The sequence below is a fragment of the Streptomyces sp. NPDC054783 genome, from assembly GCF_053611725.1.
On record NZ_JBSHAY010000005.1, the window covers coordinates 294,904 to 319,055 of the forward strand.

The window sequence follows — 24,152 nt, forward strand, 5'->3', positions numbered from 1 at the left end:
GAGACACCTCCTACACGAACGGCCGTCCCCCGGATCGACACGGCGCCGGAAGAAATCTTCGGAAGAATCACCCGTATGACAGCCACCACCGGACATCCGCTCCTGGACCGCGCCCACCGGCTTGCCACGGACCTGCTGATCCCCGAGGCCGAGCGGGTCGACCAGGAGGGCGTGCCGACGAGCCACATCGAGGCGGTGAAACGGTCGGGGCTGCTCGGGGCGGGCGCTCCGGTCGCGTACGGCGGCTCGGACGCGCCGCCGGACGTGGTCCGCCGGATCGCGGAGATCCTGGCCGGGGCGTGCTGTTCGACGTGGTTCGTGCAGACCCAGCACCACACACCCGTGCAGATCCTGGCGCAGAGCGAACTCCCGGTACGCGAGCGGTTGTTGAGTCCGCTGTCGCGTGGCGAGCTGATGTCCGGGGTGGCGTACGCGCATCTGCGGTCGTATCCGCGCGTGCCGGTTCGCGTCCGCCGGGAGGGTGGCGGCTGGCGGTTCGACGGGACGGTGCCCTGGTTCACCGGGTGGGGCCTGAACGACGTGATGCTGCTCGCCGGGGTGACCGACGGGGGCGAAGCACTGCTCGCGTTCGCCGAGGCGCGCGTCCAGCAGGGGCTGCGGGCCTCGGAACCGATGCGCCTCGCGGCGCTCACCGCCGCGCGCACGGTGTCGCTGGAGCTGACCGGACTGTGGCTGCCGGAGGAGTCGGTTGCCCTGCGGATGCCGTACGAGCGGTTGGCACCCCGCGACCGGGCCAGGACGCTGAACGCGGGCCCCGCGGTCTTCGGCCTCACGGAGGCCGCCCTGTCCCTGCTGGACGCGGAGACGGCCGCCCCGCTCACGGCCCGGCTCGTCGACGTCCGCCGGCGCGCCTACGCCCTGGCCGACCATCCGGCGCCACTGGAGCGGGTCGCGGAGCGGCTGGCGGTGCGCGCGGAGGCGTTCGAGGTGCTGCGGACGGCCACCACGGCGGCGGTGGTGGCCGGGGGCGGCCGGTCCATGGCCGTGACGAGCCGCGCCCAGCGCCTTGCCCGGGAGGCGCTGTTCCTGCTGGTACAGGGGCAGACCGCCGAGACCCGGGCGGCGCAGCTGCGGGCGCTGGGAGGTGCGTGAGGCGCCGCACGGTCGGCGTCGGCGCAGCCGCGGGGCCGACAGGCCTCCGAGCCGCCATCACCGTCGCAACCCGATGCGGCGGTGCCGGGTGGTCGGTCACGGTACTGACACGGACCTACACATAAAGAAAGAATAAGAGCAAACTGGAAACACGGTGATAAACACACACCGCACCAGACACGGTCTGGCCTGCAAGTCAAAGGAGACGAGTTATGGCCAACGTGCACAGGGGTGACATATCGACCCACCCCGATGTCTCCGAAATGCGGGAACGCTACGCCCGCATGCTCGGTGGTCGTGATGTGGCGCTCGTGGACGGGCCGGTCTTCCTGCTCGGGCTCTACTGCGCGGCATCCCCGTGGATCGTGCACTACACGACGAGCCAGCCCGCGCTGACGACCCACAACCTGATCCTGGGCATCGCGATAGGTCTGCTGGCACTGGGATTCACCCGGGCCCCCGAGCGGATGTACGGCCTCAGCTGGGCCATGTGCGCCATGGGCATCTGGATGATCATCGCTCCCTGGATCGTGGGCAGCGGCCCGGACAAGGGCGTGATCATCAACAACGTCGTCATCGGCGCACTGGCGCTCGCGCTCGGACTGGTCTGCGCCGGTACGGCGGCGCGGAGCACCCCCAGGCCGTAACAGGAGACGCGCGGAAAGGAAGAACTGGAAGTACGGGAGCAGTACGGGGAGGCCGGTCCGCCCGCGCGGGCCGGCCTCCCCGTGCCCGCTCAGCGCCCCGGCACCAGCCAGGGCTCCTGCGGGAGCGTCCGGCCGGTCTCCAGCAGTGACTTGAGGTTGGACAGCACGGCCGGCCAGCCGGAGGCGACGTCGGAGCGCTCGCCCTCGTCGTTGAGGTCCTCGTGGACGACGGTCAGCCGGACGATGTCCTCGTACGGGCGGATCTCGAAGGTGACGCGGGAGTGCCGGTCCGCCCGGCTCTCGTCGTCGGGCGCGGCCCAGGTGGTCACCAGCCGGGTCGGCGGCTCGCTCTCCACCACCTTGCCGACCACGTCGGCGATGCCGGAGCCGTCGGTGCGCACGTGCGCCCAGCGGGAGCCGGGCCGCCAGTCGGACTCGTTGCGGTGGCCCCAGTAAGCGGCCGTCAGGTCGGCGTCGGTCAGCGCCTCCCAGACCTTCTCGGGTGTGCTCGCGATGTAGGTGACGTACACGAAACTCGGCTTGTCGGTCATGGCTTCCTCGGCTCGTCGCTTCAGGGCGCCGAGCGCGCTCAGGCGCGGGCGCTCGAACTTGTCGATCCACCGCTCCTGGATCTCGTGGAGCGGTACGGGGTTGAGGTAGTGCAGCTTTTCCCGCCCCCGCCGCACCGTGCTGATCAGGTTGGCGGCCTCCAGGACCGCCAGATGCTGGGTGACCGACTGGCGCGTCATGGCGATGCGCCCGCACAGCTCACCCAGGGTCTGGCCGTTGTTCTCGTGGAGCCGGTCCAGCAGGCGCCTGCGCGTGTCGTCGGCCAGCGCCTTGAAGACCCTGTCCATCCCGGTGTCGTCTTCTGATCGCACACTCAACGTTATGCAGGCAATTCCTTGCCTGTCAAGGATGAGCAGGTCTGGACGCCGGATCGCCTCCGAAATCTCTCCAGATTGCGTGTTTGAACCCTGGATTACTTTCCGATTTGCGAAGAACGCTACGAACATCTGTTACACGATGTACGGACGACCTTGATGAACGGTCCGTAGCGTCGAACACACACGGCCGAACGAAACCGATCGAAGGACAGTTCACCGCTGCGTGCTCTTCGCACCCTGCGCACCAGCCTCGTCGCCGCCGGCGCCACCGCCGTCCTCGCCGCCTCGGCCTCCGGGGCGTTCGCAGCCGCCGCTCCGGAGGCGGCGCCCGTCGCCCACGCTTCGGCCCACTGCAAGGACCAGCGCGTCCCCGTCAAGACGGTGCGGCTCGCGGACAAGGTCTCCGTCGCCAAGGTCTACAAGACCGGCAAGCGCCGGTTCGTGGCAGAGATCTGGGCGAAGGGCACAAAGTACGGCACCCTCGTCGCCAAGGGCCACGCCGCCCACGGCCAGAACAACGGCCTGCACGTCACGCTGCACCCGAATGGCAAGGTGACGGGATCGAGCGGGCCGAACCCAAGCCCCGGCCCGCCGCCGAACGCACTTGGCCGACGTCCTGGGTGGACGACGCTCCCGGCAACGCCACGGCCGAGCCCACGGTCTACGTACAGGTCAACTGACTGGCCCGGCAGGGGAAATGACGGTGCACCGGTTCTCCGGACCGGCCTTCCGGAGAGCCGGCGCATCGGCGTGTGCGCCGTGCCGGGCAACGCCGGTGCGGCACCGCGCCCTTGTGCATGCCGGTGAGAGGCCGGCTGTCACACGGGGGCCACGTCGGGGTCCGCGCCCGCCAGGTACTCCTCGCTGATCTCCTTCTCCCCGAACGGCCACACCTTCTCCAGCCGCGCCCAGACGACGTAGGCCACACAGCCCAGCGCCAGCCAGGCCAGGGACCATTCGATGGGATGGCGGCCCGGGGAGTTCTTGTCGGCATAGCCGTAGATCACGCACCAGCCCGCGAACGCGACGAGGCTCGGCAGCGGGTACAGCCACATCCGGTACGGGCGGCGCAGCTGCGGCTGCCGCCGTCGCAGGACGGTGAGGGCCACTATCTGGGCGAGCGCCTGGACGATCACCATCACCGTGGTCAGGAGCTGGATGAGGGTGGCGAGGTCGGTGTGCCGGCCGATCAGGAAGCCGACGGCGGTGATCACGCCCATGGTGGCGAGGCCCAGCATCGGGAAGCGGTGCCTGGGGTGCAGCTTCTCGTACGGCCGGAAGAAGACGCGGTCGCGGGCGGCGTCGTAGGGCACCCGGGAGCCGCCGAGCAGGCCGGTGAAGACCGAGGCGAAGGCCGTGATCAGGATCAGCGCGGTGACCGTGTCGGCCGCGCCCTTGCCCCAGGTCTTCTCCAGCACCGCCGAGGCGACCGAGGTCGAGGCGATGTCGTGCGGGTCGGCCATCCGGCGCCAGTCGATGACACCGAGGGTGCCGATCTGGAGGAGCAGGTAGATCGCCATGATGCCGAGGATGGAGAAGAGGATCGAGCGCGGGAGGATACGGCCCGGGTCCTTGATCTCGGCGCCCATGTACGCGGTGGTGTTGTAGCCGAGGTAGTCGTAGATGCCGATGGTCAGGCCGGCGGCGAAGCCGAGCCAGAAGTGGTTGCCCGTCAGGTCGAAGGCGCCCGACGGGTAGGTGAAGGCCAGGTGCGGGCTGAAGTCGGAGGCCGCGGCGACGATCACCAGCAGGACCGAGGCGATCATCACCACCCACATCACGGCGGTGATCCGGGCGATGTGCTCGATGCCGCGCCAGAGCAGGAGCACGACCAGCGCGATGACGCCGAGGCCGACCAGGTCGCCCGCCGTCTGCCCGAGATCCGGGGCGAGATAGCCCAGGTACTGGACGAAGCCGACCACGCCCGTGGACATGATCAGCGGGATGAAGAGCATCGCCGTCCACACGAACAGGAACGGCATCAGCCGGCCCGTGCGGTACTGGAAGGCCTGGCGCAGATACACGTAACTGCCGCCGGAGCCGGGCATCGCGGCGCCCAGCTCGGCCCAGACCAGCCCGTCGCACAGCGCGAGGACGGCGCCCGCGACGAAGCCGATGACCGCCTGCGGCCCGCCGAACGCGGTGACCATCAGCGGGATCGTGACGAACGGCCCGATGCCGCACATCTGGCTCATGTTGATGGCCGTGGCCTGGAACAGGCCGACACGGCGGACGAAACCACCCGTGGGCGGCGGACTACCGGACATGGGGACTCCTGACGCGACGGGCACGCGGGCCGTGTGCCGTCGCAGGCGGCACGCCCGGCCGGGCTGACTGGGCGATAAAGTTAAGGAGCCTTACTAGCCGCGTCAAGTGTGCGCGGGGAATGCGTGAGAATGGTGCGATGGCCGCCAGCGACGTCATAGAGCAGCAGGAACAGCCCTGGAACCGCCGGCGGCTGCGCAGCACCAACGAGCGGCTGCTGCTGGACCGGCTGCGCACCCTCGGCGCGGCGTCGCGCGCCCAACTTGCCCGGGAGACCGGACTGTCGAAGCCGACGGTCTCCAGTGCGCTGGCCTCCCTGGAGACGGCCGGTCTGGTGCACGAGGTCGGCACCCACGCCCCGGAGCGCGGGCGTACCGCCGTGCTCTATGCCCCCGACCCGGCCGCCGGGTACGCGCTGGGCGTGGACATCGGCCGCGGCTGGCTGCGCGTTGCGGTGGTCGACCTGGACGGCACGGTGGTCGCCCGGGCCGACGTACGCAACCGGGCCCGTGCCTCCGCCGCACTGGCCGACCTCGTCGTGGGCACCGCCCGGCAGGTGATCGCCAACTCGGGCGTGGACCCGGCCGAGGTGGTGCACGGGGTGGTCGGCACGCCCGGTGTGTACGACGAGAAGCAGCGCCGGGTGCGGTATGCGATGCATCTGCCGGGCTGGGGGCGTGCGGGGCTCGTCGACCGGATGCGCGAGGAGCTGGGCGTACCGCTCGAGGTGCACAACGACGCCAACCTGGCGGCGCTCGGCGAGTACACCTACGGCGTCGGCACCGGCAGCCGGCTCTTCGCGTACATCCTGATCGGCACCGGACTGGGCATGGGCGTGGTCGGCGAGGGACGGCTGTTCACGGGGGCGCACGGGCTGGCCGGCGAGATCGGCTTCCTGCCCTGGCCGGGCCGGCACAAACCGGAGCGGCTGGAGGACGCGGTGTCCGGGGTGGCCGTGGTGGAGGCCGCCCGGGAGTTCGGGATGAGCGGGCAGCTCACGGCGAAGGCTGTCTTCGACGCGGCCCGACAGGGAAATCCGGCCGCACTGCGGGCGGTGGAGCTGGAGGCCGAGCGGATCGCACACACCGTGGCGGCCGCCGCCGCGGTGCTCGACCCGGATCTGGTGGTGCTCGGCGGCGGCGTCGGCCACAGCGTCGACCTGCTGCTGCGCCCGGTCCAGGAGCAGGTGCGCGCGCTCACCCCGCTGCGGCCGCGGATCGCGCCGAGCCGCCTGGGCCAGGACGCGGTGCTGCTCGGCGCGGTGGCCACGGCGCTGGACACGGCGCGGGACCTGGTGTTCGAGCGCCGGACGGCCGGAACCTGACCGCCCGAACGGCGCCACCCCCCACCGTCATTGACACGACCCGCGCGGCGCCCTAGCTTGAGCCGGGTTAGTAAAGTTTCCTAACTTTACAGCCCGGGAGCCCTGTCATGTCCCCTCGCCCCGCCCTCGGACGCCGGTACGCCGTCACCGCGCTCGTCCTCGGACTGCTCGGCTCCCTCACCGGCGGCGCCTGGGCCGGTGCCCGGCAGCCGGCCCCACCGCACGGATCCGTCCGGACCACCCGCGTCCCCGCCGCGGCCGGCACCGGCACACCGCTGGCCGGTTACGCCATCCAGTCCTCGGCGAAGGTGAGCGACTCGCCGGCCGTCATCTCCTCCCCGGGCTATCCGGCGCAGGGCTGGTATGCGGCGGGCCCCCGCTCCACGGTCCTGGGCGCGCTGCTCGCCGACGGCGTGTACGCCGACCCCTTCCACTCCACCAACCAGCAGAAGATCCCGAAGGCCGACTTCCAGGTCCCCTGGTGGTACCGCTCCGACTTCACCGTCCAGGACACCGCGCGCCGCACCTACCTCGACTTCAGCGGGGTGATCCCGGCGGCCGACGTCTATGTCGACGGCCATCAGGTGGCGCAGGCCGCAGACGTCACCGGTGCCTACACGCACCACGAGTTGGACATCACCTCACTGGTCACTTCCGGCACCAACACGGTCGCCTTCCGCATCCGGCCCAACGATCCGGACAAGGACCTCACCATGGGCTGGATCGACTGGCTCCAGCCTCCGCCCGACCGGAACATGGGCATCGTCCGTGACGTCCTGGTGCGCAGGGGCGGCCCGGTGGCGCTGCGCGACGCGCACGTGACCACCAAGCTCGCCGTGCCGTCACTCGCCTCCGCCGACCTGACGGTGAAGGCGCAGGCCCGCAACGACACCGGCAGCGCGGTCACCGCCGAGCTCACCGGACGCATCGGCGCGACCACGTTCACCCGGCAGGTACCGCTCGCCGCCCACGAGACGAAGACCGTCACCTTCTCCCCCGCCGACGCCCCGGGGCTGCATCTCACCTCGCCGGAGGTGTGGTGGCCGGCCGGGATGGGCGGACAGCCGCTGTACGACCTCGACCTCACCGCGTCCGTCGCCGGAACGACGTCCGACGCCGCGCACGAGAGCTTCGGCATCCGCGACGTCCGGGCCCCGCTGAACGCCGACGGCGCACGCCAGTACCTGATCAACGGCCGCACACTGCTGATCAAGGGGGGCGGCTGGTCGCCTGACGAGTTCCTGCGCTGGGACACCACATCTGTCGAGGACCGGCTGAAGTACGCCCTCGACCTCGGCCTCAACACCATCCGTCTGGAAGGGCACCTGGAGCCCGACGAGTTCTTCGGCCTGGCCGACCGTTACGGCATCCTCACCCTGCCGGGCTGGGAGTGCTGCGACAAGTGGGAAGGCCAGGTCAACGGCAGCGAGACCGGCGACAAGTGGACCGAGGCCGACTATCCGGTGGCGCAGGCGTCCATGGCCGCCGAGGCTGCCCGGCTGCGCGACCACCCGAGCGTGATCTCCTTCCTGATCGGCAGCGACTTCGCGCCCGACGCGAGGATCGAGAAGACCTATCTTGACGCCCTGGAGGCCGCCGACTGGCCCGACCCGGTGGTCGCCGCCGCCTCCGACAACTCCTCGCCACAGCTGGGCAGTTCGGGCATGAAGATGACCGGGCCCTACGACTGGGTGCCGCCCGGTTACTGGTACGCCAAGCGCGAGGGCGGGGCCACCGGCTTCAACTCCGAGACGAGCGCGGGCCCCAGCATCCCCACCCTCGACACCCTGCGCCGCATGCTGGCCCCGGCCGAGCTGGACACCCTCTGGAAGGACCCGGACGCCAAGCAGTACCACCGCTCGCCGTCCTCGGTCTTCGGCACGCTCAAGATCTACGACACCGCCCTCACCGGCCGCTACGGCGCCCCGAAGAGCCTCGCCGACTACGTGCGCAAGGCCCAGCTGGCCCAGTACGAGAACGTCCGCGCCCAGTTCGAGGCGTACCAGCGCAACGCCACGGACTCCGCCAAGCCCTCGACCGGAGTGATCCACTGGATGTTCAACAGCGGCTGGACCTCGCTGCACTGGCAGCTGATGGACCGCTACCTGGATCAGGGCGGGGCCTACTTCGGCGCGAAGAAGGCGAACGAGCCGCTGCACATCCAGTACTCGTACGACAACCGCTCGGTCGTCGTCGTCAACCACCGGCACGCCTCCGTGACCGGACTCACCGCCCGGGCCACCGTGTTCGACCCCGACGGCACACAGAAGTACGACAAGACGGTCGGCGGGCTGGCGGTGAACGGCGACGGGGCGCACGGCACCGCACTCACCCTGCCGCCCTCGGCGGGCGGACTGTCCTCGACGTATCTGCTCCGCCTGGTCCTGACCGGCGCGGACGGCAAGGAGGTGAGCCGTAACGTGTACTGGCTCTCCACCCGCCCCGACACCCTCGACTGGTCCGGCACCACCTGGTACTACACCCCGACGACGAGCTACGCCGACCTCAGCGGGCTCGCCTCGATGGCGCAGGCCCCGGTGTCGGCGACGGCGGCCACCGAGTCGTCGGACGGTACGTCGACCACGACGGTCACCCTGCGCAACACCGGGAGCGGGAAGACCCCGGCGCTGCTGACGGACGTCCACCTCGTGGACGCGCAGGGCAGGCCGGTGCTGCCGGTGCGCTGGTCGGACAACGAGGTGAGCCTGTGGCCGGGCGAGTCGGTGACGCTGACCGCCACCTACCGGACGGCAGGTCTGCACGGCTCGGCGCCGGGCGTGCGAATCTCCGGCTGGAACACCGCGGAGCGGACGGTGCCGGCGTCCCGACGGAACGGGGGCGGACCGGTACGGCCCGCCCCCGGCCGGTTCAGCTCACGTTGAGCGCGGTGTCGTCCACGACGAACGACGTCTGGTACTGGGAGCCCTCGGTGCCGGTGAACTTCAGCGTGACGGTCTGCCCGGCGTAGCCGCTGAGGTCGAAGCTGCGCTGGGTGTAGCCAGATGCGGCGTTGAGGTTCGAGTACGTCGCCAGGGTCCCGAGGACCGTGCCCGAGCTGCCCAGGACCTGGACCTTGAGGGTGTCGTAGGCCGTGCTGGTCGAGGTCTCGGCCGTGTCGATGTGCAGGTAGAAGCTGAGCGTGGCCGTCGAGCAGCCGGACGGGATGGTCACCGACTGGGACAGGGTGTCGGTGGTGGCGGTGCCGTAGCCGTCGAGCCAGGCGTAGTACGAGCCCGAATGAGCCGACTCACCGGTCGCGTTGGTGATGACGCCGCTGGACGCGCTCCACGTGGTGTTGCCGGACTCGAAGCCGTTGTTGCCGAGCAGCTGCGCGGCGGTGCAGGTGCCGCCACCGCCGCCTCCCCCGCCGCTGCTGGTGCCCGAACCGGCCAGCCAGGCGGTGGCGTTGAGGGCGAGCGGGGCGTCGGTGGCGCTGGAGTCGTTCCAGCCGTCGTACAGGGTGTTTCCGGACTGGCCGGTGCCGTCGTCGATCGGGGAGCTGTCGCCCCAGAAGGCGACGCGGCCGCTGCCGAAGGTGCTGGTGAGGAAGAAGGCGCCGGTGTTGCCGGAGTAACCGGTGCGGTAGAGCAGTCCCTTGACGTTCGGGTTGTCCGACGGCTTGAGCGTGGCCGTGGTGCCGTTGGCGATCAGGCTCTTGGTGACGGCGCCGAAGGAGCCGTGCAGCACCGGATCGGTGCTGTCGCTGATCGCCGCCGGGTGGTCGGAGCCGATGTTCAGCGAGTCGATCGAGAAGCCGAACGGGTCGGTGGAGTCGACGCTGTTGTTCGTCATCAGGTCGTTGAGGATCTCGACCGCGTCGGCGCCGTCGTTGTTGCGGTCGGCTCCGGTGTGGTCGGAGATCATGAACAGACCGCCGCCGTTCTTCACGAAGTTCATGATCGCCGTCTTCTCGGCGCTCGTGAACAGCGTGTTGGGTTCCGGCAGGACCAGCGTGTCGAAGTTCGACAGGTCGGTCGAGGACGAGCCGCCGTAGCTGAGGCTGGAGCCCGAAGGCAGCGTCTTCAGGCTGTAGTCGCCGGTCTTCTGCAGCGCCACGCCCCAGGAGGACAGGGCGCCGGTCCAGTCGGTCTCGGCGGACGGGGAGGAGTCCTGGCCGAGCGGGTCGGGCTGGCTGGTGGAGATGATCCAGTCGGCGTTGCCGGCCGTCTCGGCGTGGGCGTTGTCGAACAGGACGCGGTGCGTGGTCGCCGCGTGGGCGGCGGTGCCGCTGCCGACCTGGACGGCGGCTCCGGTGAGGAGCAGCCCGAAACCGGCCAGGGCGGTGGTGAGTCTGCGGCGGGATCTCCTGGATCCGAGCATCCGGCGAACCTCCATGAGGGGTGGGGAGAGGCGGTGCGGCGCCAAGTCTGCGCGCGTAGAGCCCGCTTGAGGGTTCTACACGCGTCGATTGGTTGAAAGGTACATGGCATGAAGCTCGGATGAACAGAAAGTCCCGGCAATAACCGGAGCGGAGTGCCTCCGCCCACAGCGGGCAGATGCTTGGCGGGAGGCAAGTCCAAAAGGGGTGGACATGGAGATCTCAGGCATCGTCAGCGCCATCGTCATCGGCCTCGTCATCGGCGTCCTGGGGCGCCTGGTCGTCCCCGGGCGACAGCACATCGGCGTCCTGTGGACCATCGTCGTCGGCATCGTGGCCGCACTGCTGGGCTCGGCGATCGCCGCCGGGTTCGGGGTCGCGGACACCAAGGGTCCCGACTGGATCGAGTGGTTCATCCAGATCGCCCTGGCGGCGGTCGGGATCGCGGCGCTGGACCGGTCCCGCGTGCGTCGCTGACGTGAGGTCAGCCGCCGTACTGATAAGGGGTCGTGGTGCTCAGTGCGTGGAAGCCGAGGCGCTCGAGGATCGGGCGGCTCATGGGTGAGGCGTCGACCTGGAGGTAGCGGTAGCCGTGGTCGGCGGCGACGCGGGCGCGGTGGGCGACCAGGGCGCGGTAGACACCCCGGCCTCGCCAGGCCTCGACCGTGCCGCCGCCCCACAGCCCGGCGAACCGGGTGCCGGGCACCAGTTCCATCCGGGCGGCGCTCACGGGTTCGTCCCCGGCGAGCGCGACCACGGCGACGACCGTGCCGGGCTCGGCGGCCAGGCGGGCGAGCAGCCGGTGCCGCAGCCGGGTGCCGTCGGTGCCGAAGGCCTTCTCGTGGACGTCCACGACGAGGTCGACGCCGGCCGGGTCGGTGGCCCGTACGAGGCGGATGCCCTCGGGAGGCTCGGCGTCCACGGCGAGCCGGCCGGTCTCGCCGACCATCAGTGTCTCCTCGGGCTCGGCCCGGAATCCGGCGGCGAGGAGCCGGGCACCGAGGTCGTCCGGCCGGTCGTGGCCGTAGAGCTTCCACTCGAAGTCGCGGCCGAGGCCGGTGAAGTACACGACCTGCTCGCGGATCGCCCGGTCCGCGCCCGCCGCGTCCAGGCCGGACCAGAGCACCCCGTTCCACCCCTGGGCGTCCGCGATGTGACGCACCACGGCGCCGGTCCGTTCGATCCGGGCACCGGGTCCGTCGGGAGCCGCGTTCTCGCGCATGTCACGGTCGTAGAGGGCGAGCACCGCCGAGTGATCCATGCCCCGACTCGATCATGCCGGACCGGTCCGGGGCAACGGGATTGTCCCGGCGGCCGTCTCAAGGGTCAGGCACTCGGCGGGCGGGGACAGCTCGCCGCCCCCGGGAGGTACGGTCCGGGATCAGCCCAGTTCGAGAGTGGTGACCCCGAACACGCGGTGCCGGGCGTGCTCGCGGACCGGCCCGGTGTACATGCGGGCGGTCTCGAAGGAGGCCTGGAGTCCGGCCTCCTCGGCGAGCGCGACGCCGGCCGCGTTCCGCTCGGGCACGTCGATGGCGACCTCACCTCCCGCGGCCTCGGCCGTGAGGGCGGCGAACAGGGCGCGGGCGTCGTCGGCGGTGTCCGCGAAGAGGGGGCCGACGCGGAGGGTGTCGCGGCCGGGGCGGAGCACGCCGTAGCCGGTGAGGCGGGCGCCGTCGTGGCGGACGAAGGCCCGGTGTCCGGGGCCGGTGAGCCACTGGGCGAGGAAGCGCGGACGGTCGGCCGGGTAGCAGGCGCTGTCGTACGCGGTGATCGCGGCGAGGTCGGCGGGCCCCGCCGGACGGACGCCCGCGGGCCTCTCGCGCTGCGGGACCGTTCCGGTGAACCGGATGGTGCGGTAGGCGAGTTCGAACCCGGACTGGCGGTAGTTGTCCTGCTGGGCGACGACGCCGTCCAGGCCGACGGTGCGGTTGCCGGCGTGGGCGAGGGCGGTCTTCCAGGTGGTGAGGCCGTGGCCGTGGCCGCGCAGGTCGGGGCGGACCAGATAGCAGCCCAGGAAGGCGTACTCCGGGCCGTAGTTCACCACGGAGACGGCCGACACCGGCTCCCCGTCGATCCGGCCGAGGAAGAACCCGTCGGGATCCTGCGCGAAGAACGCGGGCCCGTCGGACAGCCCGGGATTCCAGCCCTCCGCCGCCGCCCATCCGGCGATCACCGGCCAGTCGGCGAGGGTGGCCTGGGTGACGACGAGGTCGTGGGGGGCCGCAGGGGTCATCGATGCGCTCCGTTTTCCGTCGGGACCGGACTGCCGTGCCGCATCTTTCCGGATCAACGAAGGCCGCGCCACGGGGAGATCGGCCGTTGCACCCGACGCGGCCCGGCCACCCCAGGGCACACGCGAGAGCCCGGCGAACCCGGTGCGCCGGCGCCCGCCGGCGTCCTCGTACGCCTCCGTCACCCGGTGGATCCCGTGCGCCGTGGGCCACCGCCGGCTCGCCCGCGAACCAGGCCCCACCGGGCCGACGTCCGGTGGGGCCTCGGGAGGGGGTGGATCAGTCGGTGCCGGCGGAGCGGAAGCGGCGATAGAGGGCCGTGCCCGAGAGGAGGAGCACCGCGCTGCCCGCCACTGTCGGCAGTGCGATGTCCGTGCCGGTGTGGGCCAGCGCGGACGTCGTCGGCTGGGCGACGGGGCGTGGCGTGTACGGGCTGGGGAGGTGCCTGGTGGGTGCCGGGCTGCGGGGGGTACGGGGCCGGCCGACGGCGCCGTTGACCGAGTGGTTGCCCTCGGCCGGGTTGCCCACTCCGACCACGTTGACGCTGTTGCCGCTGACGTTCACCGGCAGATCGACGGGGAGCTGGACGTCGTTGCCGGAGAGCACGCCGGGGGAGTCCTTCGCGGCGCCGCGGGCGGAGGCGCCGCCGGACGCCGACCTGCCTCTTCCGGTGCCGTGGTCCGCGTGGTTCGCGCAGGCGTTGCCGACGGTGGGATTGAGCAACCCCACCACGTTCACGGTGTTGCCGCACACGTTCACCGGCACGTGCACCGGGAGCTGGATGCCGTTGCCGGAGACCAGCCCGGGCGAGCCGGCCGCGGAGCCGTCGGCGGCGGCACCGCCGGCCGCGAAGGCGGCGGACACCGGCAGTGCCACGGCCATCGCGCCGGAGGCGGCGACAGCGGCGATCACACCGTTACGGGTAGCCCGTCTCATAGGTTCCCTGCCTTCCAGACTTCGTCGCGGGCACTCACCCGCACCCCATAAAACGCAGGCGAACCATCCGAGTTATGGCTTATCGGTCTTTCACCCCGTCGAGCGACAGTGTTATCGAACTGCATGTAAAGACTCTCAATGATCGATAACGGGCATCGAGGGTGCGGAGGGTACGGCACCGAGCGCCCTCCCGCTCGTCGGGAGGCGGGCCGTCCGGGGCCCGCTTATGGTGATGCCAGGGCGCCGTCCCCACCGCCCGCGACAGGCGTCCCGGGAGGCGATCGATGCTGGCCAAGCTGTCCACACGGCCCGCCGTGCGGCGCTGTGCGGGTACCGGAGCCCTCGCCCTGACGCTGCTCGGCGCCGGGCTGCCCGCGGCGGGCCGGCCGCAGCCCGACCTGTCCCGGTTCTACCGGCAGAAGGTGACCTGGGCGGCCTGCACGGGCACGGGCATGCCGAAGGACATCCAGTGCGGCAAGGTCACCGTCCCGCTCGACTACGCCCGGCCCCGCGCGGGCACGCTCGACGTGGCCCTCGCCCGCTACCGGGCCACCGGGAAGAAGCAGGGCTCGGTGCTGCTGAACTTCGGCGGGCCCGGTGGTGCGGGCCTTCCCGAACTGGCCGCCGACGGCAAGGAGTTCATGGACCTGACCAACGGCTACGACGTGGTCACCTTCGACCCGCGCGGCGTCGGCCGCTCCTCCCCCGTCAGCTGCGGCGAGGGCAGCGAAGAGGCCTCGTCCGCACTGGACGACGAGGCCGGCCTCGCCCATCCGCAGGCACTGCTCGCCAGGTTGCGCAAGGCCGCCGGCGAGTGCGCCCGGCACTCCGGCCGGGTGCTGCCCCACATAGGCACCGTGAACGCCGCCCGCGACCTGGACGTCGTCCGCCAGGCCCTCGGCGACAAGAAGCTCAACTACCTCGGTTTCTCGTACGGAACGCGGCTCGGCGCGGTGTACGCGACGCTGTTCCCGCACAAGGTCGGCCGGCTCGCCCTCGACGGTGTGGACACCCTGACCGAGCCGCTGTCCGCGCAGGGGCTGGCCGCCGCCGAGGGGCAGCAGACCGCGCTGGACGATTTCCTGGACTGGTGCACGACGGACGTCGCCTGTCCGTTCGGCCAGGACCGGCGTACGGCCGGGGACCAGGTCGTCAGGCTCGTGCACGCGCTCGACGAGAACCCGGTCCCGACGGACATCGGCGGTTCGTTCTCCGGACAGGACCTGGTCGGCGCCATCGGGCAGGCCCTCTACAGCAGGCAGCTGTGGCCCTCCCTGGAGCGCGCCCTGGCCTCGCTGGTCCAGGACGGCGACGCACGGGGCGTGCAGCACTTCGCGGCCGGCGGCGCCGGCCTGCCCCTCGGCGGCCACCGCGACGGCGGTCTGGTCGATCCGCAGGACGTGCCGGCGGACAACCTCGAGGCCGCGCTGATGGCGATCGACTGCGCCGACGACCCCGACCGGCCCGGCGCGGCGCGGATCGCCAAGGACCTGAAGAGCCTGCAGGCCGAGTACGAGCAGGCCTCGCCGGTCTTCGGCCGCTACCGGCTGACCGAGGTGCTCATGTGCTACGGCCGCCCCAAGGGCACCGACTTCATCCGCGACCGGGTGAAGGACGTCGACTCGGCGAGGATGCTGCTCGTGGGCACGCGCGGGGACCCGGCGACGCCGTACCAGTGGACGGTGGAGACGGCCGCACGGCTCGGCCCGTCCGCGGTGGTGCTCGACAACAAGGGCGACGGCCACACCGGCTACACCTCCTCCACGTGTGTGCACCAGAAGGTCGACGACTTCCTGCTCTACGGCTCCCTGCCGCCGAACGGCAGCTCCTGCCCGGCGGACGGCAACGACTGGAACGTCACCCTGAACCCCACCAACTGATGACAGCGGGGACGCACACGGGTAACAGCCGCGAATCCGGCACAACCTCCCGGCGCTTCCGGCCGTCACACCGGGCAGAGCGCGCTCCGGCCGCCGTATCCCGTACTCGACCACGAAGGGGGACACCGTCATGCGCATACGCGCCGCCATCGCCGTACCCGCCGCCTCGGCCGCCGCGGCGGCCCTGCTGCTGACCGCACCGCAGAGCCAGGCCGCGACGGCCCACCACGCCGGGTCCGTCCACTGCGCCGGGACGTCGCTTACCGTGCGGGCGAAGGCCGTGGCCGGCGATCCGACGGTGCTGCGGGCCAGTGTCACCAACCGCAGCACCCGCGCGTGCGTCGTGGACCGGGTGCCCACCGTGACCTTCGGGGACCTCGACGGCGCCGCGCTGCCGACGCCGGAGGGCGGCGCCGGCACCTACCGGCTCGCGGCCGGGCGGACCGCCTACGCCGACGTACGCACCATCGGCGACCCGGCGGACCCCGAGGCCCGCCGGGTGGACACCGTGACCGTGGCCGCCTCGGCCGCCCGGTGGGGCCGCTCCTTCACCGCCGCGCAGCTCGGCACCGGGAAGCACGTCCTGGTGTGGGAGCCGGCGACGACGTGGTGGCAGCCCACGCGGGCGGCCGCGGACCGGGCCATCGGCCTCAGCCGGTGATCACCTCGGGCGCGTAGACCTCCAGCCACCGCGCGAGGTCCAGGGCGCGTTCCAGGCCGCGCCGGGCCGCCTGGGTGCTGACGGGCGCCTCGCGCTCGGCGGCCTGGCGGAGCCGGTCGCGATCCACGAGGTCGAAGACCTGGTGCGAGGGCCGGGAGAGCAGTTCCTTGGCCTGCTCCTGGAGGGCGCTGGCGTACCGCGGGTCCTGCGTGGACGGGTAAGGGCTCTTGACCCGTTCGTACACCGACCGCGGCAGCACGTCCGCGGCCGCCTCCCGCAGCAGGCTCTTCTCCCGGCCGTCGAAGGACTTCAGCGCCCACGGGGCGTTGTAGACGTACTCGACCAGGCGGTGGTCGCAGAACGGCACCCGGACCTCCAGTCCGACGGCCATGCTCATCCGGTCCTTGCGGTCGAGCAGGGCGCGCACGAAGCGGGTCAGGTGCAGATGGCTCATCCGCCGCATCCGGTACTCGAAGTCGCTCTCGGCGTCCAGCCGTTCGATGCCGGCGACGGCCGTGCGGTAGCCGTCGGCGACGTAACTCTCCAGGTCCAGGGACTTGGTGAGGTCGGCGCGCAGTACGTCGGCGTCGTCGCCGAAGTGCCGGTTGAACGTGGCGAGCCAGGGGAAGGTGTCGGCGCGGCGCGCCTCCTCGTCGAAGAACTGCAGGTAGCCGCCGAAGACCTCGTCGGCGGACTCGCCGGACAGGGCGACCGTGGACTTCTCGCGGATGGCGCGGAAGAGCAGCAGCAGCGAGGTGTCCATGTCGCCGAAGCCGGCCGGCAGATCGCGGGCGCGGATCACCTGCTCGCGTACGGCGGGATCGGCGAGGGACTGGGCGTCCAGCACGATGTCCTGGTGGTCCGTGCGCGCGAGTTCGGCCACGTCGTGCACGAACGGCGCGTCGGGGGTGCCGCGCAGTTCGTCGGCGACGAAGTTGTCCGTCTGCCCGACGAAGTCGACGGCGAAGCTGCGCACCTTCTCGCCCTGCCCGGCGAGTTGCCGGGCGGCGATCGCGGTCATCGCGGAGGAGTCGAGGCCGCCGGAGAGCAGGGTGCAGCGCGGGACGTCGGCGACCAGCTGGCGGCGCACGATGTCGTCGAGCAGCGAGCGCACGGTCCTGACGGTGGTGTCGCGGTCGTCGGTGTGCGGACGGGTCCGCAGGCGCCAGTAGACGCGGGTGGACAGGCCGGAGCGGTCGACGGTGACGACGGTGCCGGGTTCCACCTCGCGCATGCCGTCCCAGATCGCGTGTCCGGGCGTCTTGACCAGGACGAACAGTTCCCGCAGCCCGTCCAGCGTCACCCGGCGGCGGACCAGCGGGTTGGCGAGGATCGCCTTGGGCTCGGAGCCGAACAGGACGCCGTCGGAGGTGGGGTGGTAGTAGAACGGCTTGATGCCCATGCGGTCGCGGATCATCACGAGCTTGTCGTGGCGGCCGTCCCAGACGGCGAACGCGTACATGCCGTTGAGCCGTTCGGCGACCGCGTCACCCCATTCCAGGTAGCCGTGCAGGACGACCTCGGTGTCGGAGTCGGTGGTGAACCGGTGGCCGCGGTCCCGGAGTTCCCGGCGCAGTTCGGTGAAGTTGTAGGCCTCCCCGGAGTACACCAAGGCGACGGTGCCCTCCGGGGTGGTCACGGACATCGGCTGACGGCCGCCGGGGAGGTCGATGATCGCGAGCCGGCGATGCCCCAGGGCGACCGGGCCCTCGGCCCAGGTGCCGCGGTCGTCCGGGCCGCGGCAGGCCATCGTCTCGGTCATCGCATGCAATGTGGTGGCCTCGGCGGTCAGGTCGCGGTCGAAAGAGACCCATCCTGTGATGCCGCACATGCGCTGCCTCCTGCCTCCGGCACACGGCCGAGCAAACCAGTTGTATCGAGCACCTATATGACGAGCCTCCGTCAGGTGTTCCACACGGTCAACGCGGCCGTAACACGCACGCCCCCCGCTCCCCCGTGGTTTCGGCCGGGTTTTGCCTTCGCGAAATCCCCGGATCGCCGGGACTCCGGGCCGGCGGCGCAGGGAACCGGCCACGGGCAAAAACTTGGCCAAGCGGCCGGCGCGTCACTTCTTCGCGGCCAGAAACGAGTCGAGCGCCTCGGTCAGCTCGGCCGGCTTCTCCAGCGGCAGCTCGTGACCCGCGTCGAGGATGCGGACGACCGCGTCCGGGTAGGCCTTGGCCATCCGCAGCATCTGCCGTACCGGCAGCTGGACGTCGTGGTAGCCGTGCACCATCAGCGTGGGCGTGCGGATCTCCCCGGCCCGGTCGAGGACGTCGAAGGCACGCATCGCGCCGTACAGCGTCATCACGACCTCGCGCGGGGTCGCGGCGGAGGCGCGGATGTGCGCGCGGATCTCCTCCCGCGGATAGCCGGGGGCGAAGGCGCGCTGGATGTTGGCGGCCACGAACAGCCGGTACGGCACCAGGGTGGAGGCGGCCATGAGCAGGCCCCGGCCGCGACTGTACGTCATCCGGCCGATGGAGCCCACCAGCGCCATCCGCTCCACCCGCTCGGGGTGGGCCAGGGCGATGGTCTGCGCGATCATCCCGCCCATCGAGTGGCCGACCAGCGCGAACCGTTCGACCTCGAGGTGGTCGAGGAGGGCCAGCACGTCCCGCGCCAGCTCCGCGATCGTGCGCACCCCGGCTCCGGTGCTCTCCCCGTGTCCGCGCAGGTCCAGCCTGATCACCCGGCGTCCTGCCGAGAAGTGCGCGATCTGGTGGTCCCAGCGGTGCCGGTCCGCGGTCCAGCCGTGGACGAACACCAGGGGCGCCTCCGGCGTGTCGCGGGGGCCCTCGTCGTCGTACGTCAGAGCCGCTCCGTCGACTTCGAGCTGCGGCATGTCAGGCCTCCCGGGGATGCACTGCGGTTCGGTTACTGACGGGTACGGTAACCGGCCGCGGGGTGCCGCGTCACCGGCTCCGACCGGGGAAATCGCTCAGCCCTCGAGGTCCGGAACACCCCGAATGCCGTACTCGTGAATCCGCCCTATCGTGCTGTCATGGAGCACGCACTGAGTCCCGCGACCCTGGCCGAACTGCGGCGCCCGCGTCCCTACCCGGCGGTGTCCGTGCTGACCCCGACACACCGCCGCGAACCGGAGAACGGGCAGGACCCCGTCCGGCTGCGCAATGTCGTCACCGAGGCACGCAAGCGCCTGGAGGCCGACCCCGCCGTCACCCGCGAGCGGCGCGCCGAGATCGAGAAACAGCTGGAACGCGCGCTGGCGGAAGTGGATCTGGCGCACGCCGAGGACGGCCTGGTGATCTTCGCCGCCCCGGGTGAACACCAGGTCTGGTCACTGGCCCGCACCGTTCCCGAGCGGGTGGTTTTCTCCGACACCTTCCTCACCCGCAACCTTGTCTCCGCGCAGGCCGCCGAACGGCCCTTCTGGGTGCTGTCGGTCTCCGCCGACCGCGCCACCCTGTGGAGCGGTGGCCCCGACCGGGTCGTCGAGGACCGCTCCGGCGGCTTCCCGCTGGTCCACGGCCAGGAGAACTTCGACGCGGAACGGCGGATGCAGATCGGCGACCAGCCGAGCATCTTCAGCGACGAGGCCACGCGGCAGTTCCTGCGCGAGGCGGACACCGCCCTGGGCACGGTCCTGCGCGAGCAGCCCCGCCCGCTCTATGTCACCGGCGAGCAGGCCGCCCTGTCCCTGCTGGACGAGGCCGGCAGTGTCGCCAGGTCCGCCGTCCACGTCCCGCACGGGGGCCTGGCCCACGCCGACCCGAACGCCGTGTGGCAGGCCCTGCGACCGGTCCTTGAGGAGGAGGCCCGCAAGGACACCACCTCCGTCATGGGCGAACTGACCTCGGCACGCGGCCACAAGGCCTTCGCGGCCGGGGTGGACGAGCTGTGGCAGAACGCCCGGGAAGGCCGGGTCCGGCTGCTCGCGGTCGAGGAGAACTACCGCACGACCGTCCGCGACGACGGCGACCACCTCGTGCCGGCCGAGCCCGGCGACCTGGACGCCCGCGACGACATCGTGGACGAGATCGTCGAGCAGTGCCTCGAGACCGGCGCCGATGTCCGCTTCGTGCCCGATGGCACGCTCGGCGACGCGAACGGCATCGCGGGAGTGCTGCGGTACTGACACCTCCAGAGAGCGTTCTCCGGGCGGCGTACGCTACGGCGTGATCGTCGGGTAAGGGAGCGCACACATGGGTGACCTGCTGGGAGTGGCGGTACTGGGTGCCGGACACATGGGGGCCGACCACATACGACGCCTCGACCAAGTGGTCAGCGGAGCCAGGGTCGCGGCGGTGGCCGACCCCGACGCCGAGCGGGCCGCGAAAGCCGCGGCCGGCCTCGACGCGGTGACCGTGCACCCGGACCCTGTGGCCGCGCTGGACGCGCCCGGCGTGGGGGCGGTGCTGATCGCCTCCCCCGGCCCCGCCCACGAGGAGGCCCTGCTCGCCGCCTTCGCCCGCGGGCTGCCCGTGCTGTGCGAGAAGCCCATGGTGCCCGACTCCACGGGTGCGCTGCGGGTGGTGGAGGCCGAGGCACGGCTGGGCCGCCGGCTGGCACAGATCGGCTTCATGCGCCGCTACGACGCCGAGTACCGCCGGCTCAAGGCGCTGTTGGACGGCGGCGATCTGGGCCGTCCCCTGATGCTGCACTGCACTCACCGCAACGTCTCCTCCCCCGGAGACTTCACCAGCGCCATGCTGATCAACAGCTCCGTCTCGCACGAGATCGACGCGGCCCGCTGGCTGCTCGGGCAGGAGCTGACCGCGGTGACCGTGCTGCGTCCCACCCCGTCCGCGAACGCCCCCGAGGGCCTGCTCGATCCGCAGTTCGTGCTGTTCGAGACCGCGGGGGGCGCCCTGGTCGACGTGGAGGTCTTCGTCAACTGCGGCTTCGGCTACCAGGTGCGCTGCGAGGCCGTGTGCGAGAAGGGCAGCGCGCGGATCGGCGACGAGCACACCATGGTGGTCACCGCCGCGGGCGGCGCCCGCGAGGTGGTGGCGCAGGACTACCTCGTCCGGTTCGCCGACGCCTACGACCGCGAGGTGCAGGCCTGGGTCGACGCCACCAGGCGCGGCGAGGTCACCGGTCCGAGCGCCTGGGACGGTTACGCCGCGTCGGTCGTCGCCGAGGCGGGGGTCCGGGCGCTGGAGACCGGCGGCCGGGAGGCCGTGGGACTCGCCCCGCGCCCGGACCTGTACGACCCCTGCGCCGGGGTCAGCCGCTGACGCTGGCCGCGCCCGTCTCCAGGTGCCCGGTGAACCGGCGCGACCAGGTCGCGTCGGAATCGACGGTCACCGTGAAGTCGTACCAGCCGTTCTGGTACGCGACGGCGTTGAAGTAGTCCTCCGTCGAGGCGCCGGCGGCGACGGTGTAGGTCCACGGGCCGTCGCCGCGGTAGTGGTTGGAGGTGATGGTGAACTTCACCGAGGACGAGCCCGAGTTGGTCATCTTGAAGTAGATCGCGAGCTTGCCCGTCCCCGGTTCGACCGCGTACCGGGTGCTCACCTCGGCCGACTTGCCCGCCTTGGTCGCGTCGCCCTGGAAGCGGCGCAGGAAGCGGTTCGGACCGACCATGGTGAAGTCGTACTTGCCGCCGCCGAAGCCCGTGCCGATGTTGAAGTAGTCGGAGGCGGTGCCGCCCGCGTCGAGCGTGTACTGCCAGGGGGTGGTGTCCCGGTAGGCGTTGGGGTGGATGGAGAAGTGGGCGGCGCGGGCGGCCGGGCTGCCCTGGTTGGTCATGGTGAACCAGGCCAGGATCTTTCCGGCCGCGTCGAACTCCAGGTGGTCCAGGTAGCCGCCCGGCTGGTAGGGCAGCGCGCGGGCGGGGCGGGTGCCGGGCTCCTGGGCGGGCAGGGCGTTGTCGGTCGGCACCGGGTTGGGCAGCGGACCGCAGGTGTTGATGCCGATGACGCTGGTCGCGGGCAGGGAGACCGAGCCGTGGACCGGGTTGGCGAAGTCGAAGACGCCGGTGAGGTCGCCGCTGACCTTGCGCCGCCAGTCGCTGATGTTGGCGCACTTGGCCGGCTTGCCGATGGCGGACGTCCAGGTCTCCAGGAAGCGCAGCACCGAGGTGTGCTCGAAGACCTCCGAGGAGACCCAGCCACCGCGTGTCCAGGGCGAGACGACGATCATCGGGACACGGAAGCCGAAGCCGTACGGCACCCCGTTGAGGAACTCCCCGGCCGTTCCGGAGGGCGGTGCCGGCGGGGGCACGTGGTCGAAGAAGCCGTCGTTCTCGTCGTAGTTGAGGAACAGGACGGTGGAGTCGAACACGTCCTGGTCGGCGGCGAGGGCCTGGTAGACGAGGCTGACGAAGTGGGCGCCGTCGCCGGCCGGGGCGTAGGGGTGCTCGGAGAAGGCCTGGTTGGGGACGATCCAGGAGACCTGCGGGAGGGTGCCCGCGAGCACGTCGGCCTTGATGGCGGCGGCGATGTCGTCGGGGGTCGAGCCGGTCACCTTCGGCACCGAGGACATGCCGCGGTCGTACAGCGGGTCGCCCGCCTTGGCGTTCGTGAAGGTCTTGAAGTAGGCGCAGCCGTTGTCACCGTAGTTGTCGGCCGCGTTCTGGTAGACCTTCCAGGTCACCCCGGCGGCCTGCAGCGCCTCGGCGTAGGTCTGCCAGGTCAGGCCGGACTCGTCGCCGCCGTCGTAGCTGGTGGAGTCGACCTTGCCGCTCCACAGATAGGTGCGGTTGGGGCCGGTCGCGCTGAGGACGGAGCAGAAGTAGGCGTCGCAGACGGTGTAGTTGTCGGCGAGCGCGTAGTGGAAGGGGATGTCGGAGCGGTCCAGGTAGCCGAGCGAGCGGACGTTGCCGACGCCTGCCACCCAGTTGTCCATGCGGCCCTTGTTCCAGGCGGAGTGCTGCGAGGACCACGAGTGGGGCAGGTCGCCGTTGCACTGGGCCAGGGTCTCGCCGTCCTTGCCGCCCGCGGACGGGGTCGCGCTCAGCTTCCACGGGTACTGGCGGCCCGTCCCGTTCGGCTGGTTGAAGACCGGGTAGCCGCCGCCGAGGGTGATGCCGCTGCGGTCGTCGAAGCCGCGCACGCCCTTCAGACGGCCGAAGTAGTGGTCGAAGCTGCGGTTCTCCTGCATCAGGATCACCACGTGCTGTACGTCCTTGATCGTGCCGGTCGCGGTGGTGGCTGCCGCTGCGGTACGGGTGGCGGCGCCGCTCAGCGCCACACCCGCCGCCACGGACGCACCGAGCCCCACGAAGCCTCTTCGGCTGATCGGTGTCATTCGCCCCGTCCTTGTCACCTTCGGATGCCCCTGCGGCACACCGCGCGCCAGGGTGCCCGCGGCGGTCGTCGGGGTCCATACCGGAGCGGTGAGGCGAAGGTGAACAGAAGTCAAAGCCGCCCGGGGTCTCGCCTCATACCCCGCCGAACAGGGCGCTCAGGCCCCGCTCCACCACTCCGGCCAGGTCCTCCTGCCCGGGCGCCACCACCCCGTAGGTGCGCAGCAGGAAGCGGCGCAGCGCCGATGAGGGGAACTGCAGCAGGGCGAGCCCGTGGGGCGAGTGGAACTCCAGGACCGTCCGGGTGCGGCCGTGCGGCCAGATCTGCACGTCCCCGTGGCCGGCCGGGACCCGCATCCCCTGGTCGAGTAGGGAGCGCGCAAAGACCCAGGTGACCTCCTCGCCGTCCAGGGCGGCCTCGGGCGGGAAGTCCACGAAGACGGCCAGGGGGTCGTCCGTGGTGTAGCGCAGCGTGGCCGACACGGGGATCTCCTCGTCCTCGGCGGTGACGAGCCGAGCCTGTGCGGGCTGTTCGACAGTGATGGCGTCCATGCCTTAATGGAGTCCTCGAAGGCGCCTCGCATGCCGCGAAATCCGGTCAGACTTCGACAGGTACAAGACGCTTCCCGCATACTGGAACAACGGAGCGGTGAACGCGCGCGCGAGTGCCGAGG

At 71.2% G+C, this 24,152-nt stretch carries 19 protein-coding genes; 9 read left to right on the forward strand and 10 right to left on the reverse strand.

The features are described 5' to 3' along the window. Positions 1-75: 75 nt before the first annotated feature. Together ACWGJ5_RS13110 and ACWGJ5_RS13115 are read left to right on the forward strand one after the other, a co-directional pair. Positions 76-1,113, forward strand: a complete 1,038-nt coding sequence (locus ACWGJ5_RS13110) for an acyl-CoA dehydrogenase family protein (RefSeq protein ID WP_453309804.1) — start codon at positions 76-78, stop codon at positions 1,111-1,113. Between the two features lie 212 nt (positions 1,114-1,325). Beyond that, a complete protein-coding gene (locus ACWGJ5_RS13115) occupies positions 1,326-1,760 on the forward strand; it encodes an SPW repeat protein (RefSeq protein ID WP_453309805.1) in 435 nt (144 codons plus the stop codon). Between the two features lie 89 nt (positions 1,761-1,849). Here the strand turns inward: ACWGJ5_RS13115 and ACWGJ5_RS13120 are convergent, their stop codons facing one another. Beyond that, complete coding sequence (locus ACWGJ5_RS13120) at positions 1,850-2,617, reverse strand: ArsR/SmtB family transcription factor (RefSeq protein WP_453309866.1); 768 nt, start codon at positions 2,615-2,617, stop codon at positions 1,850-1,852. 848 nt (positions 2,618-3,465) lie between these two features. After that, on the reverse strand, positions 3,466-4,914 hold the full coding sequence (locus ACWGJ5_RS13125; RefSeq protein ID WP_453309806.1) for an APC family permease: 1,449 nt from the start codon (positions 4,912-4,914) through the stop codon (positions 3,466-3,468). 137 nt (positions 4,915-5,051) lie between these two features. Here ACWGJ5_RS13125 and ACWGJ5_RS13130 point away from each other — a divergent pair, with 137 nt between their 5' ends. Together ACWGJ5_RS13130 and ACWGJ5_RS13135 are read left to right on the forward strand one after the other, a co-directional pair. Beyond that, positions 5,052-6,236: an ROK family protein gene (locus ACWGJ5_RS13130; RefSeq protein WP_453309807.1), complete on the forward strand. Its 1,185-nt coding sequence runs from the start codon at positions 5,052-5,054 to the stop codon at positions 6,234-6,236. 107 nt (positions 6,237-6,343) lie between these two features. Continuing rightward, positions 6,344-9,118, forward strand: a complete 2,775-nt coding sequence (locus ACWGJ5_RS13135) for a glycosyl hydrolase 2 galactose-binding domain-containing protein (RefSeq protein ID WP_453309808.1) — start codon at positions 6,344-6,346, stop codon at positions 9,116-9,118. Here ACWGJ5_RS13135 and ACWGJ5_RS13140 read toward each other — a convergent pair. Then, positions 9,105-10,556: a hydrolase gene (locus ACWGJ5_RS13140; protein ID WP_453309809.1), complete on the reverse strand. Its 1,452-nt coding sequence runs from the start codon at positions 10,554-10,556 to the stop codon at positions 9,105-9,107. The genes ACWGJ5_RS13135 and ACWGJ5_RS13140 overlap by 14 nt on opposite strands. 211 nt (positions 10,557-10,767) lie before the next feature. Here ACWGJ5_RS13140 and ACWGJ5_RS13145 point away from each other — a divergent pair, with 211 nt between their 5' ends. Further along, a complete protein-coding gene (locus ACWGJ5_RS13145) occupies positions 10,768-11,031 on the forward strand; it encodes a GlsB/YeaQ/YmgE family stress response membrane protein (RefSeq protein ID WP_453309810.1) in 264 nt (87 codons plus the stop codon). Positions 11,032-11,038: 7 nt separating this feature from the next. Here ACWGJ5_RS13145 and ACWGJ5_RS13150 read toward each other — a convergent pair whose 3' ends face one another. The 3 genes from ACWGJ5_RS13150 to ACWGJ5_RS13160 all read right to left on the reverse strand — a co-directional run bounded on the left by ACWGJ5_RS13150 (position 11,039) and on the right by ACWGJ5_RS13160 (position 13,724). Continuing rightward, on the reverse strand, positions 11,039-11,815 hold the full coding sequence (locus tag ACWGJ5_RS13150) for a GNAT family N-acetyltransferase (protein WP_453309811.1): 777 nt from the start codon (positions 11,813-11,815) through the stop codon (positions 11,039-11,041). Positions 11,816-11,935: 120 nt separating this feature from the next. Continuing rightward, positions 11,936-12,790, reverse strand: a complete 855-nt coding sequence (locus tag ACWGJ5_RS13155; protein ID WP_453309812.1) for a GNAT family N-acetyltransferase — start codon at positions 12,788-12,790, stop codon at positions 11,936-11,938. 277 nt (positions 12,791-13,067) lie between these two features. Continuing rightward, entirely contained in the window at positions 13,068-13,724 is a 657-nt protein-coding gene (locus ACWGJ5_RS13160) for a chaplin (RefSeq protein ID WP_453309813.1), read from the reverse strand. A 284-nt stretch (positions 13,725-14,008) separates the two neighbouring features. Between ACWGJ5_RS13160 and ACWGJ5_RS13165 the strand changes: the two genes are divergently transcribed. Together ACWGJ5_RS13165 and ACWGJ5_RS13170 are read left to right on the forward strand one after the other, a co-directional pair. After that, the gene (locus ACWGJ5_RS13165) at positions 14,009-15,604 is read left to right on the forward strand and encodes an alpha/beta hydrolase (protein WP_453309814.1); all 1,596 of its coding nucleotides are present in this window, start codon (positions 14,009-14,011) and stop codon (positions 15,602-15,604) included. 130 nt (positions 15,605-15,734) lie between these two features. Continuing rightward, complete coding sequence (locus tag ACWGJ5_RS13170) at positions 15,735-16,265, forward strand: DUF4232 domain-containing protein (protein ID WP_453309815.1); 531 nt, start codon at positions 15,735-15,737, stop codon at positions 16,263-16,265. Here ACWGJ5_RS13170 and asnB read toward each other — a convergent pair. Further along, a complete protein-coding gene (gene asnB / locus ACWGJ5_RS13175; protein WP_453309816.1) occupies positions 16,255-18,096 on the reverse strand; it encodes an asparagine synthase (glutamine-hydrolyzing) in 1,842 nt (613 codons plus the stop codon). The two genes, ACWGJ5_RS13170 and asnB, sit on opposite strands and share 11 nt — an antisense overlap. A 234-nt stretch (positions 18,097-18,330) precedes the next feature. Further along, positions 18,331-19,110, reverse strand: a complete 780-nt coding sequence (locus ACWGJ5_RS13180; protein WP_453309817.1) for an alpha/beta fold hydrolase — start codon at positions 19,108-19,110, stop codon at positions 18,331-18,333. Positions 19,111-19,269: 159 nt separating this feature from the next. On the opposite strand from ACWGJ5_RS13180, the gene ACWGJ5_RS13185 reads away from it, so the two are divergent. Both ACWGJ5_RS13185 and ACWGJ5_RS13190 read left to right on the forward strand, forming a co-directional pair. Further along, entirely contained in the window at positions 19,270-20,364 is a 1,095-nt protein-coding gene (locus tag ACWGJ5_RS13185; protein ID WP_453309818.1) for a baeRF3 domain-containing protein, read from the forward strand. Positions 20,365-20,431: 67 nt separating this feature from the next. Beyond that, positions 20,432-21,466, forward strand: a complete 1,035-nt coding sequence (locus tag ACWGJ5_RS13190; protein ID WP_453309819.1) for a Gfo/Idh/MocA family protein — start codon at positions 20,432-20,434, stop codon at positions 21,464-21,466. Here the strand turns inward: ACWGJ5_RS13190 and ACWGJ5_RS13195 are convergent. Together ACWGJ5_RS13195 and ACWGJ5_RS13200 are read right to left on the reverse strand one after the other, a co-directional pair. After that, positions 21,456-23,480 carry a phosphocholine-specific phospholipase C gene (locus ACWGJ5_RS13195; RefSeq protein WP_453309820.1) on the reverse strand — a complete coding sequence of 675 codons (2,025 nt, stop codon included), beginning with the start codon at positions 23,478-23,480 and terminating at the stop codon, positions 21,456-21,458. The genes ACWGJ5_RS13190 and ACWGJ5_RS13195 overlap by 11 nt on opposite strands. A gap of 133 nt (positions 23,481-23,613) precedes the next feature. After that, the gene (locus tag ACWGJ5_RS13200) at positions 23,614-24,030 is read right to left on the reverse strand and encodes an SsgA family sporulation/cell division regulator (protein ID WP_453309821.1); all 417 of its coding nucleotides are present in this window, start codon (positions 24,028-24,030) and stop codon (positions 23,614-23,616) included. Between the last annotated feature and the right edge of the window lie 122 nt (positions 24,031-24,152).